At 40.1% G+C, this 17,394-nt stretch carries 14 protein-coding genes, 6 tRNA genes and 1 pseudogene; 10 read left to right on the top strand and 11 right to left on the bottom strand.

The genetic code is table 11. The features are described 5' to 3' along the window. Positions 1-12: 12 nt before the first annotated feature. On the bottom strand, positions 13-495 hold the full coding sequence (locus tag BHC43_RS08705) for an Lrp/AsnC family transcriptional regulator (RefSeq protein ID WP_100141327.1): 483 nt from the start codon (positions 493-495) through the stop codon (positions 13-15). Positions 496-1,158: 663 nt separating this feature from the next. On the opposite strand from BHC43_RS08705, the gene BHC43_RS08700 reads away from it, so the two are divergent. The 3 genes from BHC43_RS08700 to BHC43_RS08690 all read left to right on the top strand — a co-directional run bounded on the left by BHC43_RS08700 (position 1,159) and on the right by BHC43_RS08690 (position 4,994). Next, positions 1,159-2,355 carry an MFS transporter gene (locus tag BHC43_RS08700; protein WP_100157136.1) on the top strand — a complete coding sequence of 399 codons (1,197 nt, stop codon included), beginning with the start codon at positions 1,159-1,161 and terminating at the stop codon, positions 2,353-2,355. 258 nt (positions 2,356-2,613) lie between these two features. Next, positions 2,614-3,804: an FAD-dependent monooxygenase gene (locus tag BHC43_RS08695; RefSeq protein ID WP_100157135.1), complete on the top strand. Its 1,191-nt coding sequence runs from the start codon at positions 2,614-2,616 to the stop codon at positions 3,802-3,804. Between the two features lie 26 nt (positions 3,805-3,830). Then, positions 3,831-4,994 (top strand): FAD-dependent monooxygenase, encoded by a 1,164-nt coding sequence (locus BHC43_RS08690; protein WP_100157134.1) that lies wholly within the window; start codon positions 3,831-3,833, stop codon positions 4,992-4,994. 1,151 nt (positions 4,995-6,145) lie between these two features. On the opposite strand, the gene BHC43_RS08685 is transcribed toward BHC43_RS08690, so the two are convergent. The 8 genes and pseudogenes from BHC43_RS08685 to msrAB all read right to left on the bottom strand — a co-directional run. Beyond that, positions 6,146-6,236: transfer RNA gene (locus BHC43_RS08685), tRNA-Leu, on the bottom strand. A gap of 39 nt (positions 6,237-6,275) precedes the next feature. After that, a tRNA-Cys gene (locus tag BHC43_RS10780) sits at positions 6,276-6,350 on the bottom strand. 20 nt (positions 6,351-6,370) lie between these two features. Next, positions 6,371-6,444 (bottom strand) — tRNA-Cys (locus BHC43_RS08680). A 52-nt stretch (positions 6,445-6,496) separates the two neighbouring features. Further along, positions 6,497-6,572, bottom strand: a tRNA-Gly gene (locus BHC43_RS08675). 31 nt (positions 6,573-6,603) lie between these two features. Then, a tRNA-Gly gene (locus tag BHC43_RS08670) sits at positions 6,604-6,679 on the bottom strand. A 32-nt stretch (positions 6,680-6,711) separates the two neighbouring features. Then, positions 6,712-6,787, bottom strand: a tRNA-Gly gene (locus BHC43_RS08665). A gap of 107 nt (positions 6,788-6,894) precedes the next feature. After that, positions 6,895-7,467: a CDP-diacylglycerol--glycerol-3-phosphate 3-phosphatidyltransferase gene (pgsA, locus tag BHC43_RS08660; protein WP_100141323.1), complete on the bottom strand. Its 573-nt coding sequence runs from the start codon at positions 7,465-7,467 to the stop codon at positions 6,895-6,897. Between the two features lie 236 nt (positions 7,468-7,703). Beyond that, positions 7,704-8,690, bottom strand: a pseudogene (msrAB, locus tag BHC43_RS08655) (bifunctional peptide-methionine (S)-S-oxide reductase MsrA/peptide-methionine (R)-S-oxide reductase MsrB); the annotation flags it as partial. A 155-nt stretch (positions 8,691-8,845) separates the two neighbouring features. Here msrAB and BHC43_RS08650 point away from each other — a divergent pair. The 5 genes from BHC43_RS08650 (at position 8,846) to rfbD (ending at position 13,149) form a co-directional block, all read left to right on the top strand. Beyond that, the gene (locus BHC43_RS08650) at positions 8,846-9,334 is read left to right on the top strand and encodes a GNAT family N-acetyltransferase (protein ID WP_100141321.1); all 489 of its coding nucleotides are present in this window, start codon (positions 8,846-8,848) and stop codon (positions 9,332-9,334) included. 482 nt (positions 9,335-9,816) lie between these two features. Continuing rightward, positions 9,817-10,272: a transcriptional regulator NrdR gene (gene nrdR, locus BHC43_RS08645; RefSeq protein ID WP_100141320.1), complete on the top strand. Its 456-nt coding sequence runs from the start codon at positions 9,817-9,819 to the stop codon at positions 10,270-10,272. Positions 10,273-10,375: 103 nt separating this feature from the next. Next, positions 10,376-10,966: a cytochrome C gene (locus BHC43_RS08640; RefSeq protein ID WP_100157132.1), complete on the top strand. Its 591-nt coding sequence runs from the start codon at positions 10,376-10,378 to the stop codon at positions 10,964-10,966. Further along, on the top strand, positions 10,966-12,102 hold the full coding sequence (gene ribD / locus BHC43_RS08635) for a bifunctional diaminohydroxyphosphoribosylaminopyrimidine deaminase/5-amino-6-(5-phosphoribosylamino)uracil reductase RibD (RefSeq protein WP_100141318.1): 1,137 nt from the start codon (positions 10,966-10,968) through the stop codon (positions 12,100-12,102). Before BHC43_RS08640 ends, ribD begins: the two co-directional genes overlap by 1 nt. Positions 12,103-12,288: 186 nt before the next feature. After that, complete coding sequence (gene rfbD, locus BHC43_RS08630; protein ID WP_100157131.1) at positions 12,289-13,149, top strand: dTDP-4-dehydrorhamnose reductase; 861 nt, start codon at positions 12,289-12,291, stop codon at positions 13,147-13,149. A gap of 52 nt (positions 13,150-13,201) precedes the next feature. On the opposite strand, the gene BHC43_RS08625 is transcribed toward rfbD, so the two are convergent. Both BHC43_RS08625 and BHC43_RS08620 read right to left on the bottom strand, forming a co-directional pair. Beyond that, the gene (locus BHC43_RS08625) at positions 13,202-13,645 is read right to left on the bottom strand and encodes a DNA polymerase III subunit chi (protein ID WP_180297464.1); all 444 of its coding nucleotides are present in this window, start codon (positions 13,643-13,645) and stop codon (positions 13,202-13,204) included. Between the two features lie 12 nt (positions 13,646-13,657). Continuing rightward, a complete protein-coding gene (locus BHC43_RS08620) occupies positions 13,658-15,067 on the bottom strand; it encodes a leucyl aminopeptidase (protein WP_100157129.1) in 1,410 nt (469 codons plus the stop codon). 128 nt (positions 15,068-15,195) lie between these two features. On the opposite strand from BHC43_RS08620, the gene lptF reads away from it, so the two are divergent. Further along, on the top strand, positions 15,196-16,305 hold the full coding sequence (gene lptF, locus BHC43_RS08615) for an LPS export ABC transporter permease LptF (protein WP_100157128.1): 1,110 nt from the start codon (positions 15,196-15,198) through the stop codon (positions 16,303-16,305). Next, positions 16,305-17,393: an LPS export ABC transporter permease LptG gene (lptG, locus tag BHC43_RS08610; RefSeq protein ID WP_100141313.1), complete on the top strand. Its 1,089-nt coding sequence runs from the start codon at positions 16,305-16,307 to the stop codon at positions 17,391-17,393. The genes lptF and lptG overlap by 1 nt, the downstream gene beginning before the upstream one ends. Position 17,394: the final 1 nt, after the last annotated feature.

The raw sequence follows: 17,394 nt of genomic DNA, 5'->3' as shown, positions 1-17,394 counted from the left end.
TTTTCTCATATACTAACTAATATTCAGGTGTTCCAGTGGTAAAGAAGTCGTTGCCTTGATTTCTCTCAGAACGAAACTAGATTTGGCATCTTCCACCCCTGGTGTGGCCAGCAATGTTTCCAACACAAAATGTGAGAAAGCATTCATATCGGAAAAAAAAGCTTGAAGAATATAATCTGATTCGCCGGTTAAGGCAAAACAGTTTAGAACGTGCGGCCAATTTTGCACTGCTTGAGTAAATTCATCTCGCTTTTGTTTATTCTTGTTTACACTAACATGAATAAAAGCCTGTAATCCAAGTGCAACGTGGTTTGGGTCTAGTAGCGCAGCATAGCGACGGATGATTCCTGATTCTTCAAGCTGCTTTAGCCGGCGCAGGCAAGGTGAGGGTGATAGTGCCACGCGCTCGGACAGCTCTACATTAGTAAGACGACCGTTGTCTTGTAAAACTTGCAGGATTTTTAGGTCGGTTTTATCTAAAAAACTTATTGCCATAATGCAAGGATCCTGAGGATTACTGCCGCATTGATGCAACAGGCAGCGATACATAGATTAAAGTTAAAGTTTATGAGTGATGCAAAATTGCATTTTATTACATAAAAAAGTTTATTTTGACATTAATTTAATTTTAATACTAGTTATTCTGAATGATTTTTGTTTATCTATCTACTTTAATAATATAAAAAAATGTAGTCAGCTATTTGTGATAACTGAAAATGAATATTTTAGTGTTAAGTTTCAAGGTTAAGCTGTATACGTCAAGGTTTGATTTATATTTCGTTCTACTTTAACAAGTAATATAAGTGCGACTCATAATTATAATAAATGAATTTAAAATTACCATACCTGTGCTATTGAAAACATCTATTTGTCTTACGACGCCAATATAAGCAATATCTTTTTAAAGTTGTTGAAGTGCTTTAGTGCTAAATGTGATGAAAATTTATTTATTATCATGCGTGAAATTATTACTGCTGAAAATCCAAAGTTGTTCTCAAACCTTTTGAAAAGCAGAAAAGCAACATTTTATATAAAGGGTATAATTACCATTCCACAAAATTTAACTCATGTTAAAAAACATTATTCATAACCCTTTGCTTCACCTATCTTGATGATTTCACATGATTGATAAGTGAAGTTGAATAGTTTTAATCAATTATGTCTGACTTATCTGCGGCTTTAGCCAAACCTAAACTAAATCTTGCTCTCATATTTACCGTATTACTCATCGGGGCTCTGGCTTTTGTGCAAGTCTATTCTGTGCAGTCCATATTGCCTGTGCTAATGCAGGAATTTCATGCCAGTGCTGCTACTGTCGGCTCAACCGTAGGCGCTACTATTCTGGCAGTCGCATTGATGTCTCCGTTTCTAGGTATGATTTCAGATGCTTTCGGACGCAAGATGTTTATTGTTGGTTCAATCATATTTATCTCTATCCCAACACTGGCTGTGTCTTTTGTGCATAGCATCAGCTGGCTTTGGTGGCTGCGATTTGTACAAGGGTTGGCTGTTCCCGGTATCACTGTAGTATTGCTGGCTTATATAGGCGAAGAATTCAGTGGCAATCCGCGCATCAGGCTTATGAGTTTCTTTGTTTCCGGTACAGTGCTTGGTGGCTTTCTTGGCCGGTTTTTGATGGGTTATCTCACTGAATTTATCGGCTGGCGACATGCATTTATGATAATGGGTATCATCAGTTTGCTGGGGGGCATACTGGTTTGGCGCAACTTGCCAGCATCCAAACAGTTTGAAGCTAAGCCACAGGTTTCAACCGCATTGAAGACTCTCTGGCATCATCTGCACAATCGTTACGTTCTTGCGGCGTGTGCACTAGGTTTTTGTGTACTGTTTTCATTGGTTGGATGTTTCACTTATATTAATCTGTATTTGGATCAGCCGCCTTATAATCTTTCAAGCTCGCAACTGGCCAATATATTTGCGGTGTATCTGATAGGTATGATTATTACACCGTTGTCAGCTCGTCTGATTATCAAATTTGGAACTAATCTAACTGTATTAATGGCCATGAGTTTGTCGATTTTCGGCGTATTATTAACATTATTGCATCCATTGTGGATGATTGTTTTGGCACTTGCCGTGATGAGCAGTGGAATTTTTATTACTCAGTCTTCCACCATTACTTATATATCTGCTAATGTCACAGAAGGCCGCTCGCTAGCTTCTGGGTTATATTACATGTGTTACTATGCTGGTGGTTTTACGGGTTCACTGCTTTGTGGCCATGCTTTTGAAAGTGGTGGCTGGTTTATGACAGCAGTCACATTGATTAGCGCTCAACTGCTGGCTATGCTGATAGGTGGTGTACTGATGCGAAAAAAGGCTGAACATAATTAGCCTTGAGCACATGTGCAAAGCTAGCAGACAATATTCATTTCCTAGTAATAAAGAAAAAACCAGACCACAACTTCAATTTATCAATAAGATAATTAGCTTTATCTGCCATAGAAAACATATGTGTAATGAGCAGAAAAAATCTGCCGCACTAAAATCTATGCCAAGTACAGATAGGGATAATGCTTATATGGCTGTTTTTACTTTATCGAGTGGTAAATTACGTTAGAATCTGTTTTTCTGATTGTAAAAGGGTGCATCATGCAACCATTGTCACATTATCCGATTGTGATTATCGGTGCTGGTCCGGTGGGTATGCTTGCAGCCCTGATGTTGCAGCAACAGGGAAAATCTGTATTATTGCTTGAGGCTCGTGCCGCCGGCAGCAGATTGACCGATCAGCGTACACTGGCTTTGTCGTATCACAGTATTCAAATATTTCGTCATGCGGGAGTGGAACTCCCAGACGATGTTTTTACTTTCATTCAGAAGGTGCACGTTTCGCGGCAGCATCATTTTGGTCGAGTACTATTGTCAGCTCAGGATATAAATCTGCCTTATCTCGGTGCCACCATTGATTATGTGAAATTGGTTCAGGCCTGTGAACAAGCACTGACTAAACTTCGGGTTCCCGTACAATGGCAGACTAAGGTAGAAAAAATACATACAACGCCACATTGGGCTTCTATCCAGTGCCAGAGTCAGCTTCAGACACGCATATTTACTGCGCAATGGCTAATTCTCGCTGAGGGCGGTAATTTGGCCGCAGACTTACCTGATATTCAGATACGCAGCTACGATTATCAGCAACAGGCTTTGGTCAGTACTCTTAAATTTGAATTCTCCAATCAATCCGTTGCTTATGAACGTTTCACCCTTAATGGTCCATTGGCATTATTGCCGTATGCAAATGATTTTCGTTTAGTATGGACATGTACGCCGCAGGAAGCAAAACAACGCCAGCAGATGGATTTGGATGCGATGAATCAGCAGTTACAAACGGTGCTGGGAAACCGTCTTGGCCGGCTTTGTCAGATAGGCAATGTGGCAACTTTTCCACTACAATTGCGGCAGCTTAGCCGTGTTTACAGCCAGCGAGTAATCTGTATCGGTAATGCAGCTCAGACCATGCATCCCGTGGCTGCTCAGGGGCTGAATTTGGGTGTACGTGATGCAGAAACACTAAGTGTAGTATTTGGCTCATTTGATATTGCAAAACTGGATAATGATATTTTGGCACGAAACTATGCACAAGCACGTGCTTATGATGCGAATGTGGTTGTAGGTTTCACACATGCTTTGGTTCAACTGTTTGATCATGCCCATAGTGGTCTGGCTTACGGCCAGAGTTTAGGGATGAGTATTCTGGGTGCTATACCAGCGTTCAGACAGTCATTTACCAAACAATTGGTTTATGGTCTGAATTCATCCTTCACAAATTTTGCTGAATAAGAATATTGGCATGATAAGGACGTAAAATGCAGCATAAGCAGCAAACAGATTTTGACATCATTGTTCTCGGTGGTGGGCTAATTGGAGCAACTTTGGCACTCATATTGCAGCAGCAGGGCAAAAGTGTATTACTAGTAGAAAAAGCACCACCAACAACCAAGCTGACCAGTCTGACTCAATCATGGGATGCGCGTATCTATGCAATTAGCCCAGCCAACCAACAGCTTTTAAATAAATTAGGTGTATGGCCTGCCGAGAGGGTACAGCCAGTAAGCCGTATGGAAGTACATGGCGACACCAACGGGCATATCAGTTTTGATGCAGCCAGCGTAAAAGTACCTTATCTGAACTACATGCTGGAAAACCGCTATTTGCTAGCCAGAATATGGCTTGCTTTGGTAGAGACTGATGTAACCATTGTGCAAAGTAAGCCCCAAATGATAAGCACTGATGTCTGGTCAGCACAGCTTACATTGGAAAATGGCTCTTCTTATCGCAGTCAGTTACTCATAGGTGCTGATGGTGCTCAATCGTGGCTACGGCAGCAGGCAGGTATTACAGTAAACGTTTCACCGTACCAGCAGCAAGGTTTGGTAGCTAATTTCAACACAGAAAAATATCATCACGGTTGCGCTTATCAGTGGTTTAGTCATGGCGATATTCTTGCTTATCTGCCTTTACCAGGGCATCAAATTTCCATTGTTTGGTCTACAGCTTCCGCAGACAAGCTTTCACACCTGAATGGTGAAGATTTTGCTTGTAAAGTAGCTGAAGCAGGCAATTATCAGTTGGGTGAACTAAGCCCGATCACTCCGGTATTTGCTTTCAACCTTATTAAGCGCCAGCCGCAGACTATCATCAGTCAGCGTATTGCTTTGATTGGTGATGCAGCACATACCGTTCATCCTTTGGCAGGACAAGGTGTTAATCTGGGTTTCGCAGATGTAGAATATCTCAGTCAGTTGCTAGTACATGCCGATGATTTAGGTAGCTGGTCTTTGCTCAGACAATATCAGCGTTCCCGCTTACTAGCAGTGCGTACAATGCAGCAGGGTTGTGATGGATTGTTCAGACTGTTTGCCAATAATTACCTACCCGGAATAAGCTGGTTGCGCAATCAGGGAATGAATATGGTGAATAATTTAGATTCGCTTAAAAATCAGCTAATTCGTCAAGCTATGGGTCTGTAATAATCTCAAGCCTAACTACTGTAAAATAGATTTTAATTAATGAGTAAAAATTCAGATTTCTGTATTGAAATATTTTTATTTATAAAAATATATTAATTTCTGCAAATTTAATAAAAATTGATATAAATATAGATTAATAGGCACTCACATAAAAGTGCTATATTATCAATCATCAAAATGTATTAATTTGGTACGCCAGCTCATTTTGATCAATAACGTTTTCTTATCACATCATAATATCAAGGCTGAATTAAGACTTAATTGCTGCATATTTTGCATGGGTAGTTCTTTAAGTTATTTCTTTCCCTCAGGTAGTAACTTTTGTGAGATAAAAAGCTCTAAAATTAGCTGCTAGACTCAAAATGCTTGAATTATTAAATATTAATCCAGATGATATAGAGACAAAGTACGCATAAACAGAATTAAATTATTTTAATATTATTGATTATGTATTTTTATATTGATGAATTTATTTAATTTTTATTAAGTTGTTATACTGTAACAAGCTTGATGTCGAAAGCTTATATGTTTATTACTATTTTCAGGTTAGAATGTTTGGAATAAATATTTCAACTTTCACAATGCATGTGTTTTTGACTAATTTGTGATTGATAAGCTTCTGACATTCTTAGAAATACGTGTTATTTGTATAATTTATTATTTTTTGGTTTTTTAGCCTGAAGAATCAATAGAGCATAATGCAAGGATTTGGCTTTTTCTTAAGCTCTCACATCGGCTTATTAAAATTTAAAATAAAGTAAGTTATACGTATATTAAGATTGATACTTGTAGTGCTTAAAACTCAAGTTTTAGTTCGAGTACTTTGATTGAGCAATATTAGAAAAAAACTCAAGCTATATCTGAACTGATTAAAGGTTTACCATTGGATGCAATATTATGTGGATTGATTATCACAGTTCAGTTCTAGTTTGTTTTCCCAAGTTTGCATAGAAAACTGCTGATATCACACTCAAATCGGTAACTGAATAAGACTGTACGAAGATAATCTAAAAATTAGCTGTGTACCAATTCTTGGTGTAGATGTTATATTCTGCTATAAATAGGATTAAAAACTTGAACAACTTTAAATATCTAAAGTTCAAACTCATTTGCACAAGTTTGTACATTTATGAGTATATGAGAGTATAGAATGGTGCCCGGAGCCGGAATCGAACCGGCACGGCCGTTTTAAGAGCCGACGGATTTTAAGTCCGTTGTGTCTACCTATTTCACCACCCGGGCGGATGGAAATTAATACAAAAGATGTATTAACTTTTATGTTGGAGGCGGGGGCACGGATTTAAACCGGCCTACACAGCTTTGCACACTGTGGCATAGTCACTCTGCCACCCCGCCATAAAACTATTCAAACTATCTGGAGGCGGGAGTCGGAATCGAACCGGCGTACACGGATTTGCAGTCCGCTGCATGACCACTCTGCCATCCCGCCTTAAATCTTAAATATTTACTCAATCGGGTAGAGCAACTACTAAATCAAAATCTGGAGCGGGAAACGAGTCTCGAACTCGCGACCTCAACCTTGGCAAGGTTGCGCTCTACCAACTGAGCTATTCCCGCATTTTCACTTTATACATGTGAGCATGTTTTTTGGAGCGGGAAACGAGTCTCGAACTCGCGACCTCAACCTTGGCAAGGTTGCGCTCTACCAACTGAGCTATTCCCGCATTTTCACTTTATACATGTGAGCATGTTTTTTTGGAGCGGGAAACGAGTCTCGAACTCGCGACCTCAACCTTGGCAAGGTTGCGCTCTACCAACTGAGCTATTCCCGCGTTGCTCATTCGTACTGAATGAAGAAGCAACATTATATCGATGAAAAAATCTGTGTCAAGGCTATTAGTGAAGCTTGCTTGTTTTTTTTTGCTTTCACTATGATTTTTTAAGATTTAAATTCTTTAGTAGCCATTTTTAAATAATACAGCATGGACCAGATGGTCAGAATGCAGGCTACAAGCATCAGAATATTTCCAATTTTCCATAGCAGATTGGGTTCTGCTAATGGGGGAGATGTCATCAATAGTATAAATATGGCACCCATTTGAGCCGCGGTTTTGAATTTGCCTAGTTTGGCTACTGCCACACTATTGCGTTTACCCAGTTGAGCCATCCATTCACGCAAAGCAGAAATGGTGATTTCCCGCCCGATAATTATCATGGCAAATATAGCGTAAGTGCGGCCGGTTGCTACTAGTAATATCAAGGCTACAGCTACCATTAGTTTATCGGCAACAGGGTCAAGGAAAGCACCAAAATTAGATGTTTGCCCCCATCGGCGTGCCAGATATCCATCAAACCAGTCAGTAATGGCCGCGGCTGCAAAAAAGCCTGCCGCTAGCCAGTTGATAATCTGACGGTCGCTGATCCAGTCTGTAGGCAAATAAAATAAGAGGGTGAATACAGGAATGATAAGGATACGCAACCAAGTGAGCAATATCGGAAAATTCCATGGCATAACGGGGTGTTCCTGATGGGTTTAGGTTTGGTTAGTTCACATGATACCTGTTTGATCGTTTTCAGGTAATTTTTTATTATTCGTTGTTGTCCGCATCAGTGCATAGAAAGATGTAGGTTCTTAATTTCAAAATAATATCGGTTAAATATTGCTTTGGTTCTAGATATGGGCAGTAGTATTTAAATCTTTAATCAGGCAGCATGGCTATTGCACCCGTGCTGCCTAAACGGTAGATATTATTTGACCATATCCTTATAAGCGCCATAGCCTGCTGCTTCCATTTCATCATATGGAATGAAGCGCAGGCTAGAGCCGTTGATACAGTAGCGCAAACCACCCCGTTCTTGCGGACCATCATTGAATACATGTCCTAAATGCGAATCAGCCTGATGGCTACGTATCTCTGTGCGTTGCATACCATGGCTGTTATCATGATGTTCACTAACGGCTTCTGATTGAATTGGCTGGCTAAAAGCGGGCCAGCCACAGCCGGAATTGAATTTGTCACGCGAACTGAATAAGGGTTCTCCACTTACAATATCCACGTAAATACCGGGAACAAACAGCTCATCATAGGGATGGCTAAAAGGTCGTTCGGTAGCAGAATTCTGTGTTACCTGATAGGCTTCTTCGCTTAACTGTTGATGTAAAGCAGCATTATCGGGTTTGTGAAATGAATTAGGGTTGTAGGCTTGAGTAGGAGTAGTTGGCTGAGGCAGTTCGGGCAATGGTTCACGCGCTTTTTGTAAATCAATATGGCAATAGCCCTGTGGATTTTTATCCAGATAGTCCTGATGATATTCTTCAGCCGGGAAAAAATTTTGTAATGGCAGATTTTCCACAACAATTGGTGCTGTGTACCGACCCTGTTCAGCTTTGATGGCCGCCTGAATAATATCGCGATCAGCTGCATCAACATAATAAATACCACTGCGGTACTGGGTACCTACATCGTGGGCCTGCCGGTTTAGGGTAGTGGGGTCAATGATTCGAAAAAAATGTCGCAGAATATCTGTTAAGGACAGAATGTCTGCATCGTATTCAAGTTTGATGGTTTCGGCGTGGCCGGTATTTTGGTTGCATACCTCTTCGTAACTGGGATTAGTAGTACGTCCATTGGCATAACCTGCTTCCGTGTGCAACACGCCTTTTAGTCTTTTAAAATAGCCTTTCATACCCCAAAAGCAACCGCCAGCTAAATAAATAGTTTTTTTATTCATGATGTTATAACCTGTCGCTGTATGATATCTATCTATATGCTATCACCTGCTTATTATGAATGAAAGGTGTTGTTTTGCTTAATTATGTGTGTGTGATATAAAATCTTAATATTTGATGAGTAAATCTACGTAGTGCAGACCTAATTTAAAGAATTGTTATGAGTATTATTACTTATTTGCGTCCGGCACGGGCGGAGGATTGTGAAGACATCTACAATGCGCATCGCTATGCAGTGCAATATACTTGCGCACGCAAGTATGATGAAACCGTGTTGAAAGCTTGGTTATCATTATTAAATATTGAAAGTTATTTACATACTCTGGCTGATACAAATAAAGCTTTATGGGTAGTTGATTATAAGGGCCATATACAGGGTTTTTTTCAAATGGATCTTGTTGAGGCACAATTGGATGCATTATATATCCATCCGTTTGTACATAATCAGGGGTTAGGAACGGCTTTGTTGCAGCGTGCTGAAAATGTTGCCATTCGTGCAGGTTTGGGGATGCTGAAGCTGTATGCATCGCTTAATTCTGTAAAGTTTTATGAAATCAATGGCTATGTTTCTTTGGGAGAATGTGCTTTGCCGCTTAATAAAGAGGTTACGGTGAATTGCCTGCTGATGCGAAAATATTTAACAGAGTAGCTTTTTTACAGAAATCTTTTTTTGTAATCACAATTATTATGTCTATTAATTTTGTAATATCTACAATATATATAAATGGTACTTTTTCTTTTTGTTTTAGATAAATCCAAAATTTAATCAATCCTTCCACATCTTTGTTTATTTGTGAATTTTATTTCAATGTTTATTATGTTTTCACAGGTTGATGTAGATGATTTTAGCTCAGTGAATATATAGTTCCCGATTGTTGTATACACTTAATATTGGTAGGTATTTATAAATTGCCTATTTTTTAATCAATTAAAAATATTTTCTAAAAAACAATAGTATATTATAGTTATCCCCAGATTTTACCCGCAGTTTTGCGCTGAAATTTGTGTACAGGTGGATAAGTTTGCGCTTTATGTTCGAATTGTACTAACTCTGTGTATAAAGAAGCTTGCCAGCCTTGGTAGTGCCTGCCACAATAGTTGTTCAATTCTTTTTTATCAATTTGCATTTATATGAAATGTCCCTTTTGTCAACATCATAATACACAGGTAATAGATACTCGTCTGAGTGAAGGTAATAATAGTATTCGCCGCCGTCGCCGCTGTCTTGCCTGTGATAGCCGCTTTAGTACACTGGAAGTAGTGGAAATGCGCATGCCTTTGATTATCAAGCGGACAGGTGAAAAAGTGCTTTTTGATCCTGCTAAACTTTATACCAGTATTAGTAGGGCATTGCATAAACGGCCAATGGATAGAGAAAGTATTGAGAATGCAGTAGCAGAGATTGAAACCAATCTTTACCATATGGGTATTAAAGAAGTGCCCAGCCATATGATTGGAGATATGGTACTTGGGTTACTGGCAAAACTGGATGAAGTAGCGTATGTCCGCTTTGCATCGGTATATAAAAGTTTTCATGATGTTTCAGAATTCACACAGCTCATCGCTAGTTTAAAAAAGAAAAATTAGAAGTATAAATTCTCATGCTGTTTCTTTCTGTTCGCTGCAATGGCGGCTAAATCTTGTTATACTTTGTAACCATTATGCCTTGTCATGAAAGCTTGAATTTATCATGTTGAAATCTCGTTTATGGTTGCTGGTTGCAATCGCTTTGCTGAGTTTATCTGCTTGTAAACAGAAAGATACCTCTGTAACGATTGATGCCAGCGATACTCAGGCAGCAAGTAGTGCCAGTGACGCTTCTGAGACTAATGCAACCTCTACTCAAACATTAAGCAGTAACGATGGCAAAGTTAGCATTGTGTTAGATGGTGATTTTACTGATGTTTTGGATAGTGCCTCTGACTGGGTTGATCAGAGTCAGGTAAAGAATCTGACATTATTGCAGCACGATGATGACAGCAATATTACACTGGCGGTAAATAATCTGGGCGTAATGAAAATCAAACCAGACGAATATTTTAAAAATTTAGCAGATAGCTTGAAAAACAACGCAGCCATAAGCAAAGTTAAGCTGGGAATTGCTACTGAAAACCGCATGAATTACCGCTTCAGCCATCAGCAAAACGGTACTTTATTAAATGAAAGCTGTGTTGCATTAGTGGCAAATGGAAATCTGTATACAGTTTGTGCCAGCAGCGATAGTGCCTCTGATGATGCTCTGGCAGCTACTTTGAAAACAATTAATTTACAGAATAGTTAATGATGAGCTTTTCCGAGCTGGATAGAAAATTTATGCAAACCGCCCTTGATCTGGCCTGGCAAGGGCGGTTTTCTACTTCTCCCAATCCCCGGGTTGGATGTGTAATTGCTCATGGTGAGCAGATAGTAGGTGAGGGTTTCCATGTGCAAACTGGTTTAGCTCATGCTGAGGTTAATGCGTTGAAACAGGCTGGATCATTGGCTCTCGATGCTACTGCATATGTCACACTAGAGCCTTGCAGTCATACAGGTAAAACGGGGCCCTGTGCACAGGCGTTGATTGAAGCAGGTATTAAGCGCGTTGTTGTGGCCATGCTAGACCCTAATCCACAGGTTAGTGGCAAGGGTATAAAGATGCTGGAACAAGCTGGTGTGAATGTTGAAAGCGGATTGTTTACCTTACAGGCGCGTGAACTTAATCCAGGTTTCCTTTCTAGACAAGAAAGAAACAAACCTTATATCAGACTAAAAATTGCAGCCAGTCTTGATAGTAAAACTGCATTGAGTAATGGGCAAAGCCAGTGGATTACAAGTGATGCTGCTCGTAATGATGTTCATACATTGCGCGCTGAGAGCTGTGCAGTCTTAACAGGTATCAATACCGTTATTGCAGATGATCCACTGTTGAATGTGCGGAGGTTTACAACCTTGCGCCAGCCAGTGCGTATTATTTTGGATAGTCAGCTGCGTATTACTCCTGCTTTCCATGTGATTCAGGATGCAAATAGTCCATCACTAATTGTGACTACAATCCGAGACAAGGCTAAACATGCCGTTTTTGCACCATATCCCCATGTTTCCGTTGTAACCATGCCTCCAAACCAGTACGGACAAATAGAACTTTCCGAACTTTGGCCGATACTGGTTCAACGTAATATCGGTTTGATTCTCGCGGAAACGGGCGCGACCTTGAATTCTGCTTTACTGGCAAGCCAAGCAGTAGACGAAATTATTTATTATCAGGCGCCTAAGATTCTAGGTTCATCCGCAAGAAACGCAATCGAACTTCCTGAAAATCAAGAGGCATTGAATGAATCTGAATGGCAATCAGTCGATCTTAGACTGCTGGGTAATGATTGTCGCTGGACAATTCGCCATGAGCAGAGTGCTTCTTGGTTAAAAGGTAGTTTGTTATAGCAGTTAAAAATCTACCTATATCAAACATTCTTTAATTAATGTATCAAACACAGCTGAAAATAAAATTTCGTTGTGTAACAATATTCTCATTGTTAGTTTATTTTACTAATCCTACATAATGTATGCAGCATTATTGATATTACAATATTAATTATTACATTGCTCATTGATAATAAAGGCTTCGCTATGCGTATTCTATTAACGGGTTCAAAAGGTCAGGTAGGAAGTTGCTTGCGGGAAAGATTTCCTGAAAACTGGGAATTGATAGCCAGTGATTCTCAGACACTGAATATTACAGATGCACATAATGTGCTCAATATGGTTAAGACATTTGAACCGGATATGATCATCAATGCTGCCGGTTATACTAAAGTCGATGCCGCTGAAACAGATAGCGATAAAGCATTTGCAGTTAATGCAACCGGAACTCTGAATCTAGCACAGGCTGCACAGTCGATTGGTGCACGTTTGATTCATTTGTCCACTGAGCAGGTATTTGATGGCCATCATCATGTAGTGCTCACTGAAAATATGGCTCCTAATCCAGCAAATATTTACGGACACAGTAAATTGGCAGGTGAATTACTTGCTTTAAATGCCCATGTTGAAACTGCAGTCATCCGAACTTCTTGGGTTTACAGTGAACATGGCCACAATTTTGTTAAAATTATGTTGCAAAAAGGTTTGGAAGCACCGACTATCAGGGTCGTTGATGACCAAATTGGTTGTCCAACCTATGCCGGAGATTTAGCTGAAGCCATCATCCGCCTAGCTGAATTAAATAGTTCGCCACGTGGAATATTCCATTTTGCTGGTAGTCAGCAAATGAGCTGGGCAGATTTTGCTCAGCGCATTTTTATCGAAGCTGCCAAAATAGATGATCGCTATAGTAAAGTAAAGGTAGAACGCATCGCTACCGCAGATTATAAGTGTGCAGCTAAGCGTCCTGAGTTTGGTATTCTAGATAGCCGTACCTTGCAAAATATCCTACAGCAACCAGTAACCGATACGCCTTTATCGCAAGTCGTTAGCAAACTTTTAAAATAAAAAATATAAAATTAGCGGGTTAATAAAAACCCGCTAATTTTAGTTTGACGATTTATTTTTCTTTACGCATATCATGGTGTTCGATTACGAATCCTGCTTCCTTATAAGTACGGAATCTTTGTCTTGCCATTGCGACTTCATCCAGATCATTAGCCACCAGCTCTAATACACGCTCTGGTCTTTGTGGTGCGTCAGACCAATAAACATCTGCCAGATTAATAACCACCCAATCAGTTTTAATAGCAGGTAAATCATTGCCATAAGAAAGTAATACCCATTGTCCTTCTACGGGTAAAGGCTGTGAGTGAGGCCAGATTTCATGGGGTAGAAAACTAGTAGCGTTAAAAGACCACAAAGCATGATCAAGTTCGTTGACTTTACCTGCATCTTCTAGCCAAATTAATACACTTAGCCCGCTTTTAAACACTTTTTGTGTCAGCCGGCAGGTGAACGAAACTATGTCAGAGAGGTGCGTGTAAAAAGTGGTAGTGGCCATATCATCTCGCATTTAGACTTGTTGAAGCAGATACTCCACTAGTAGTGGCACGGGTCGGCCTGTTGCACCTTTATTAGATCCGGAATGCCATGCTGTACCAGCGATATCCAAATGTGCCCATGGGTAGGATTTTGTAAAATAAGAAAGAAATGCCGCAGCAGTAATCGTGCCAGCAGGCCGGCCACCTATATTTTGCAAATCCGCAAAATTGGATTTCAGCTGTTCTTTATATTCATCAAATAACGGCAACTGCCAAGTTTTATCGTTAATATTGTTGGCTGCTTCTAACAACTGTTCTATTAGTGGTTGATTATTGCCTAGTACTCCCTGAGCTACATGACCCAGAGCAATAATACATGCACCTGTCAAAGTAGCGAGATCGATAACAGCTTTAGGCTGGAAACGCTCCGCGTAGGTCAGCGCATCACATAAAATCAGCCTGCCTTCTGCATCAGTATTTAGCACCTCGATGCTTAATCCATTCATGGCTTTTACTACATCACCCGGCTTGACAGCATTACCCGATGGCATATTTTCACAAGTAGGAATAACTGCAACTAGGTTTAAGGGCAGCTTAAGTTTTGCTGCAGCTGCAAACGCTCCGATAACTGAAGCTGCGCCGCACATATCAAATTTCATTTCATCCATAGCTGCGCCGGGTTTAAGCGAAATACCTCCCGAATCAAAGGTTATACCTTTACCTACCAATACCACTGGTTTCTTATCCGCTTCAGGAGCGCCATGATATTGCAGTTCAATCAGGTATGCACCTGCTGTACTGCCCTGAGCTACAGCCAGTAACGCATTCATCCCCATTTCCTGAAGTTCTGCAGTAGACATGATACGAGCACTGGCACCTACGTTTTCAGCAATCCTAGCCGCTGTAGAGGCCAGATAGGATGGAGTACATACATTACCGGGTGCATTACCAAGGTCTTTACAGATATTCATTCCATAAACTATGGCTTCAGCTTTTATAAGGTATTCATTTACTTCTTGACTAGTATAATAATGTACTTGTTCCAATTTGATTGGCTTAGTATCTTTTTTAAAAGTGTCAAAACGATAAACTGCTTCACCTACAGCGATAGTAAATGCCTGTACCCATTTTTGCACAATGGCTTTTGAAACTAAGCTCAGATCCACATCAATCCGAATTTGTTCTTTGGCCCAGCATGCTACAGATGTTGCCAGTTTTTGTATGTTGACATAATCCTCTTCTTCTATACGTGCGACAGCTACAGCTTGTAGCTGATTCTGCTCAAATGTATGTGTAGCAAGAAAATCTTTTTCTTGCTGGTCTAATTGAGACAGCAAAGTATCGATAACAGTGTTATTGCGATTATTGTTGGCAGCGGCGATAATCAGTAAAGAACTGTTGTTTTGCGGCTGCAATAGTTCGGTTTTTATGCTAAATTCCATATTTCTTCTCCCAATCTAAGGGCGTTGTATATATTCTGTTCAAATCAGCTTTAGGCAGATTTGGATTCCCCTATTGTAACGCAGGCTGTCAATAAAATATGGACAGTCGCTGATGTGTTTATTAATTTATGATTTATCAACGCCAATTTATTAAAGAATTATCATGGACGGCCGTTGGCATATTCGTGATTTTACTTGTTGTACTGGTGGCTACTCAGGCAATCAATTTACTTGGAAGAGCAGCCAGCGGGCGAGTAGCCATTGATGCGGTAACAGCGCTGATTGGTTTTTGGACGATAGGTCTGACGCCGGTATTACTAATTCTGACAGCTTACATCAGCATCATTACAGTATTGACACGCTACTGGCGTGACAGTGAGATGGTAATCTGGCTATCCAGTGGCTTATCATTAAGAAATTGGATTTTTCCAATTATGAAATTCAGCATACCATTTTCTGTGCTGGTTGCACTGGTATCAATGCTGATACAGCCCTGGGCAGAATGGCGCAGCCGAGAATTTGCAGAATTACTGAAACAGAAACAGGAAATGTCTTTGCTCGAACCGGGCGTATTCAGGGAAATAGGCAAAAGCCATCCTCGAGTTTATTTCATTGAAACTTTTGATCCTGATACGGGCAAGGCCAGCAATCTTTTTGTACGTGAAAAAGAAAAAAATGGCAAAGACAGTACCATATTTGCCAAAAGAGGGGAGTTTAAACAGGATGGAGAAAAAAGAATTCTGACACTTGAAGACGGATTCCGCTATTACGGACAACCCGGACAAGCAGATTATCAAAGAGCTTCATTTAACAAAATGACACTTGTAATCAGTGTCAATACAATGATTATTGATCCGAAGCAAAATAGACATACCATACCAACAGCGGCACTATTAAGTAGTAATGAAGCTATTTATAAAGCTGAGCTGATGTGGCGGTTGTCACTACCGATTAGCGTAATTATTCTGGCTCTGCTTGCCTTACCTTTGTCTTATTTTAATCCGCGTACAGGACATACCTACAATATCCTGATTGCAATAGCCATCTTCCTGATTTACCAGAACGGACTCACTTTTCTACGTGACTTAGTTGAGAATGGACGTATTCCGCTTTGGTTGGGTATCATACCAATGCATCTGTTGATGTTTCTGGTATTTTTATTTCTATTACGCTGGCGGGATATGCCTTCAGCACCATTTAAAACAGCATTTACATCATTGCTGGGAGGCCGCTCCTAATGCGTCTGCTCAATCGTTATGTAATTAGCCAACTATCGATTTGTACAATTTATGCACTTTTAGCGCTGATTAGCTTGTACAGCTTTTTCGATATTATGGGGGAAATTAGCCATGTTGGTGACGGACGATATACGGCTGATAAAATGCTGTTTTATGTTTTATTGCTTATTCCTACTCATGCTTATGAACTGATGCCTCTGGCCGTACTGGTAGGTGCTTTGGTTTGTCTGAATCAAATGGCCAGCCATAGTGAATTTACCGTCATCCGAACATCTGGAATCAGTTTGGCCAGCATCATTGGTATGATGCTGCAATTTGGTCTAATGTTTGCAATTATCGCAGCATTATTAGGTGAATATGTGGTTCCTAAAACAGGACCATATGCAGAACAATATCAGTTGCACGCTCGTCAAAACACTATTAGTGCTGGAGATAGCGGTATCTGGCTCAAACAGGGCCAAGATATTGTAAATGTAGCAGAAATGTTGCCAGATGGTAGTTTAAAAGATATCAGCATATACCGACACGATGATCAATTTCATTTAAGTGAAACATTACATGCTGCCAGTGCTAATGTAGATGTGCATACTCAGGCGGGTAAACAGACAAAATGGCACTTGCATCAGGTAGACCAATCAATATTACAAGCACATCAGATTGTCGTAAACCATCTGGAAAATGTTGATTGGCATATGTCCATAAATCATCAGCTGCTCAATATTTTGCTGGTAGCACCAGAGCAAATGTCTATCATCGCATTATCTACGTATATCAAGCACCTGAAAAATAATCACCAGCAAATAATTCGTTATGAACTCGCTTGGTGGCGCAAAATTGCTTATCCATTAGCCTGCATTGTTATGGCACTGGTGGCATTGGCATTTACCCCCCAACAAAACCGGCGCGGTAATATGGGCTTGAAACTATTTTACGGCATCTGTTTGGGTTTGTTTTTTCATTTCTCGGGTCGTTTATTTGGTTTTACCAGTCAATTATATGGAGTGCCAACACCGGTAGCAGCATTTTTGCCGACACTTTTATTTTTAGGTTTGGCAGTCTATCTTATAAGACGACAAGAAAAAAGGTAGT

It is taken from the genome of Snodgrassella alvi (genome assembly GCF_002777855.1).
Classification (GTDB): Bacteria; Pseudomonadota; Gammaproteobacteria; order Burkholderiales; family Neisseriaceae; genus Snodgrassella; species Snodgrassella alvi_E.
Note: the sequence above shows the minus strand (reverse complement) of the source record. Positions and strands in the feature narration are given on the sequence as shown.

Coding starts and splice junctions, on each gene's coding strand:
- BHC43_RS08705 (WP_100141327.1), bottom strand. CDS start 495: ATGGCAATAAGTTTTTTAGATAAAACCGACCTAAAAATCCTGCAAGTT.
- BHC43_RS08700 (WP_100157136.1), top strand. CDS start 1,159: ATGTCTGACTTATCTGCGGCTTTAGCCAAACCTAAACTAAATCTTGCT.
- BHC43_RS08695 (WP_100157135.1), top strand. CDS start 2,614: ATGCAACCATTGTCACATTATCCGATTGTGATTATCGGTGCTGGTCCG.
- BHC43_RS08690 (WP_100157134.1), top strand. CDS start 3,831: ATGCAGCATAAGCAGCAAACAGATTTTGACATCATTGTTCTCGGTGGT.
- pgsA (WP_100141323.1), bottom strand. CDS start 7,467: ATGCCATGGAATTTTCCGATATTGCTCACTTGGTTGCGTATCCTTATC.
- BHC43_RS08650 (WP_100141321.1), top strand. CDS start 8,846: ATGAGTATTATTACTTATTTGCGTCCGGCACGGGCGGAGGATTGTGAA.
- nrdR (WP_100141320.1), top strand. CDS start 9,817: ATGAAATGTCCCTTTTGTCAACATCATAATACACAGGTAATAGATACT.
- BHC43_RS08640 (WP_100157132.1), top strand. CDS start 10,376: ATGTTGAAATCTCGTTTATGGTTGCTGGTTGCAATCGCTTTGCTGAGT.
- ribD (WP_100141318.1), top strand. CDS start 10,966: ATGATGAGCTTTTCCGAGCTGGATAGAAAATTTATGCAAACCGCCCTT.
- rfbD (WP_100157131.1), top strand. CDS start 12,289: ATGCGTATTCTATTAACGGGTTCAAAAGGTCAGGTAGGAAGTTGCTTG.
- BHC43_RS08625 (WP_180297464.1), bottom strand. CDS start 13,645: ATGGCCACTACCACTTTTTACACGCACCTCTCTGACATAGTTTCGTTC.
- BHC43_RS08620 (WP_100157129.1), bottom strand. CDS start 15,067: ATGGAATTTAGCATAAAAACCGAACTATTGCAGCCGCAAAACAACAGT.
- lptF (WP_100157128.1), top strand. CDS start 15,196: ATGATTTATCAACGCCAATTTATTAAAGAATTATCATGGACGGCCGTT.
- lptG (WP_100141313.1), top strand. CDS start 16,305: ATGCGTCTGCTCAATCGTTATGTAATTAGCCAACTATCGATTTGTACA.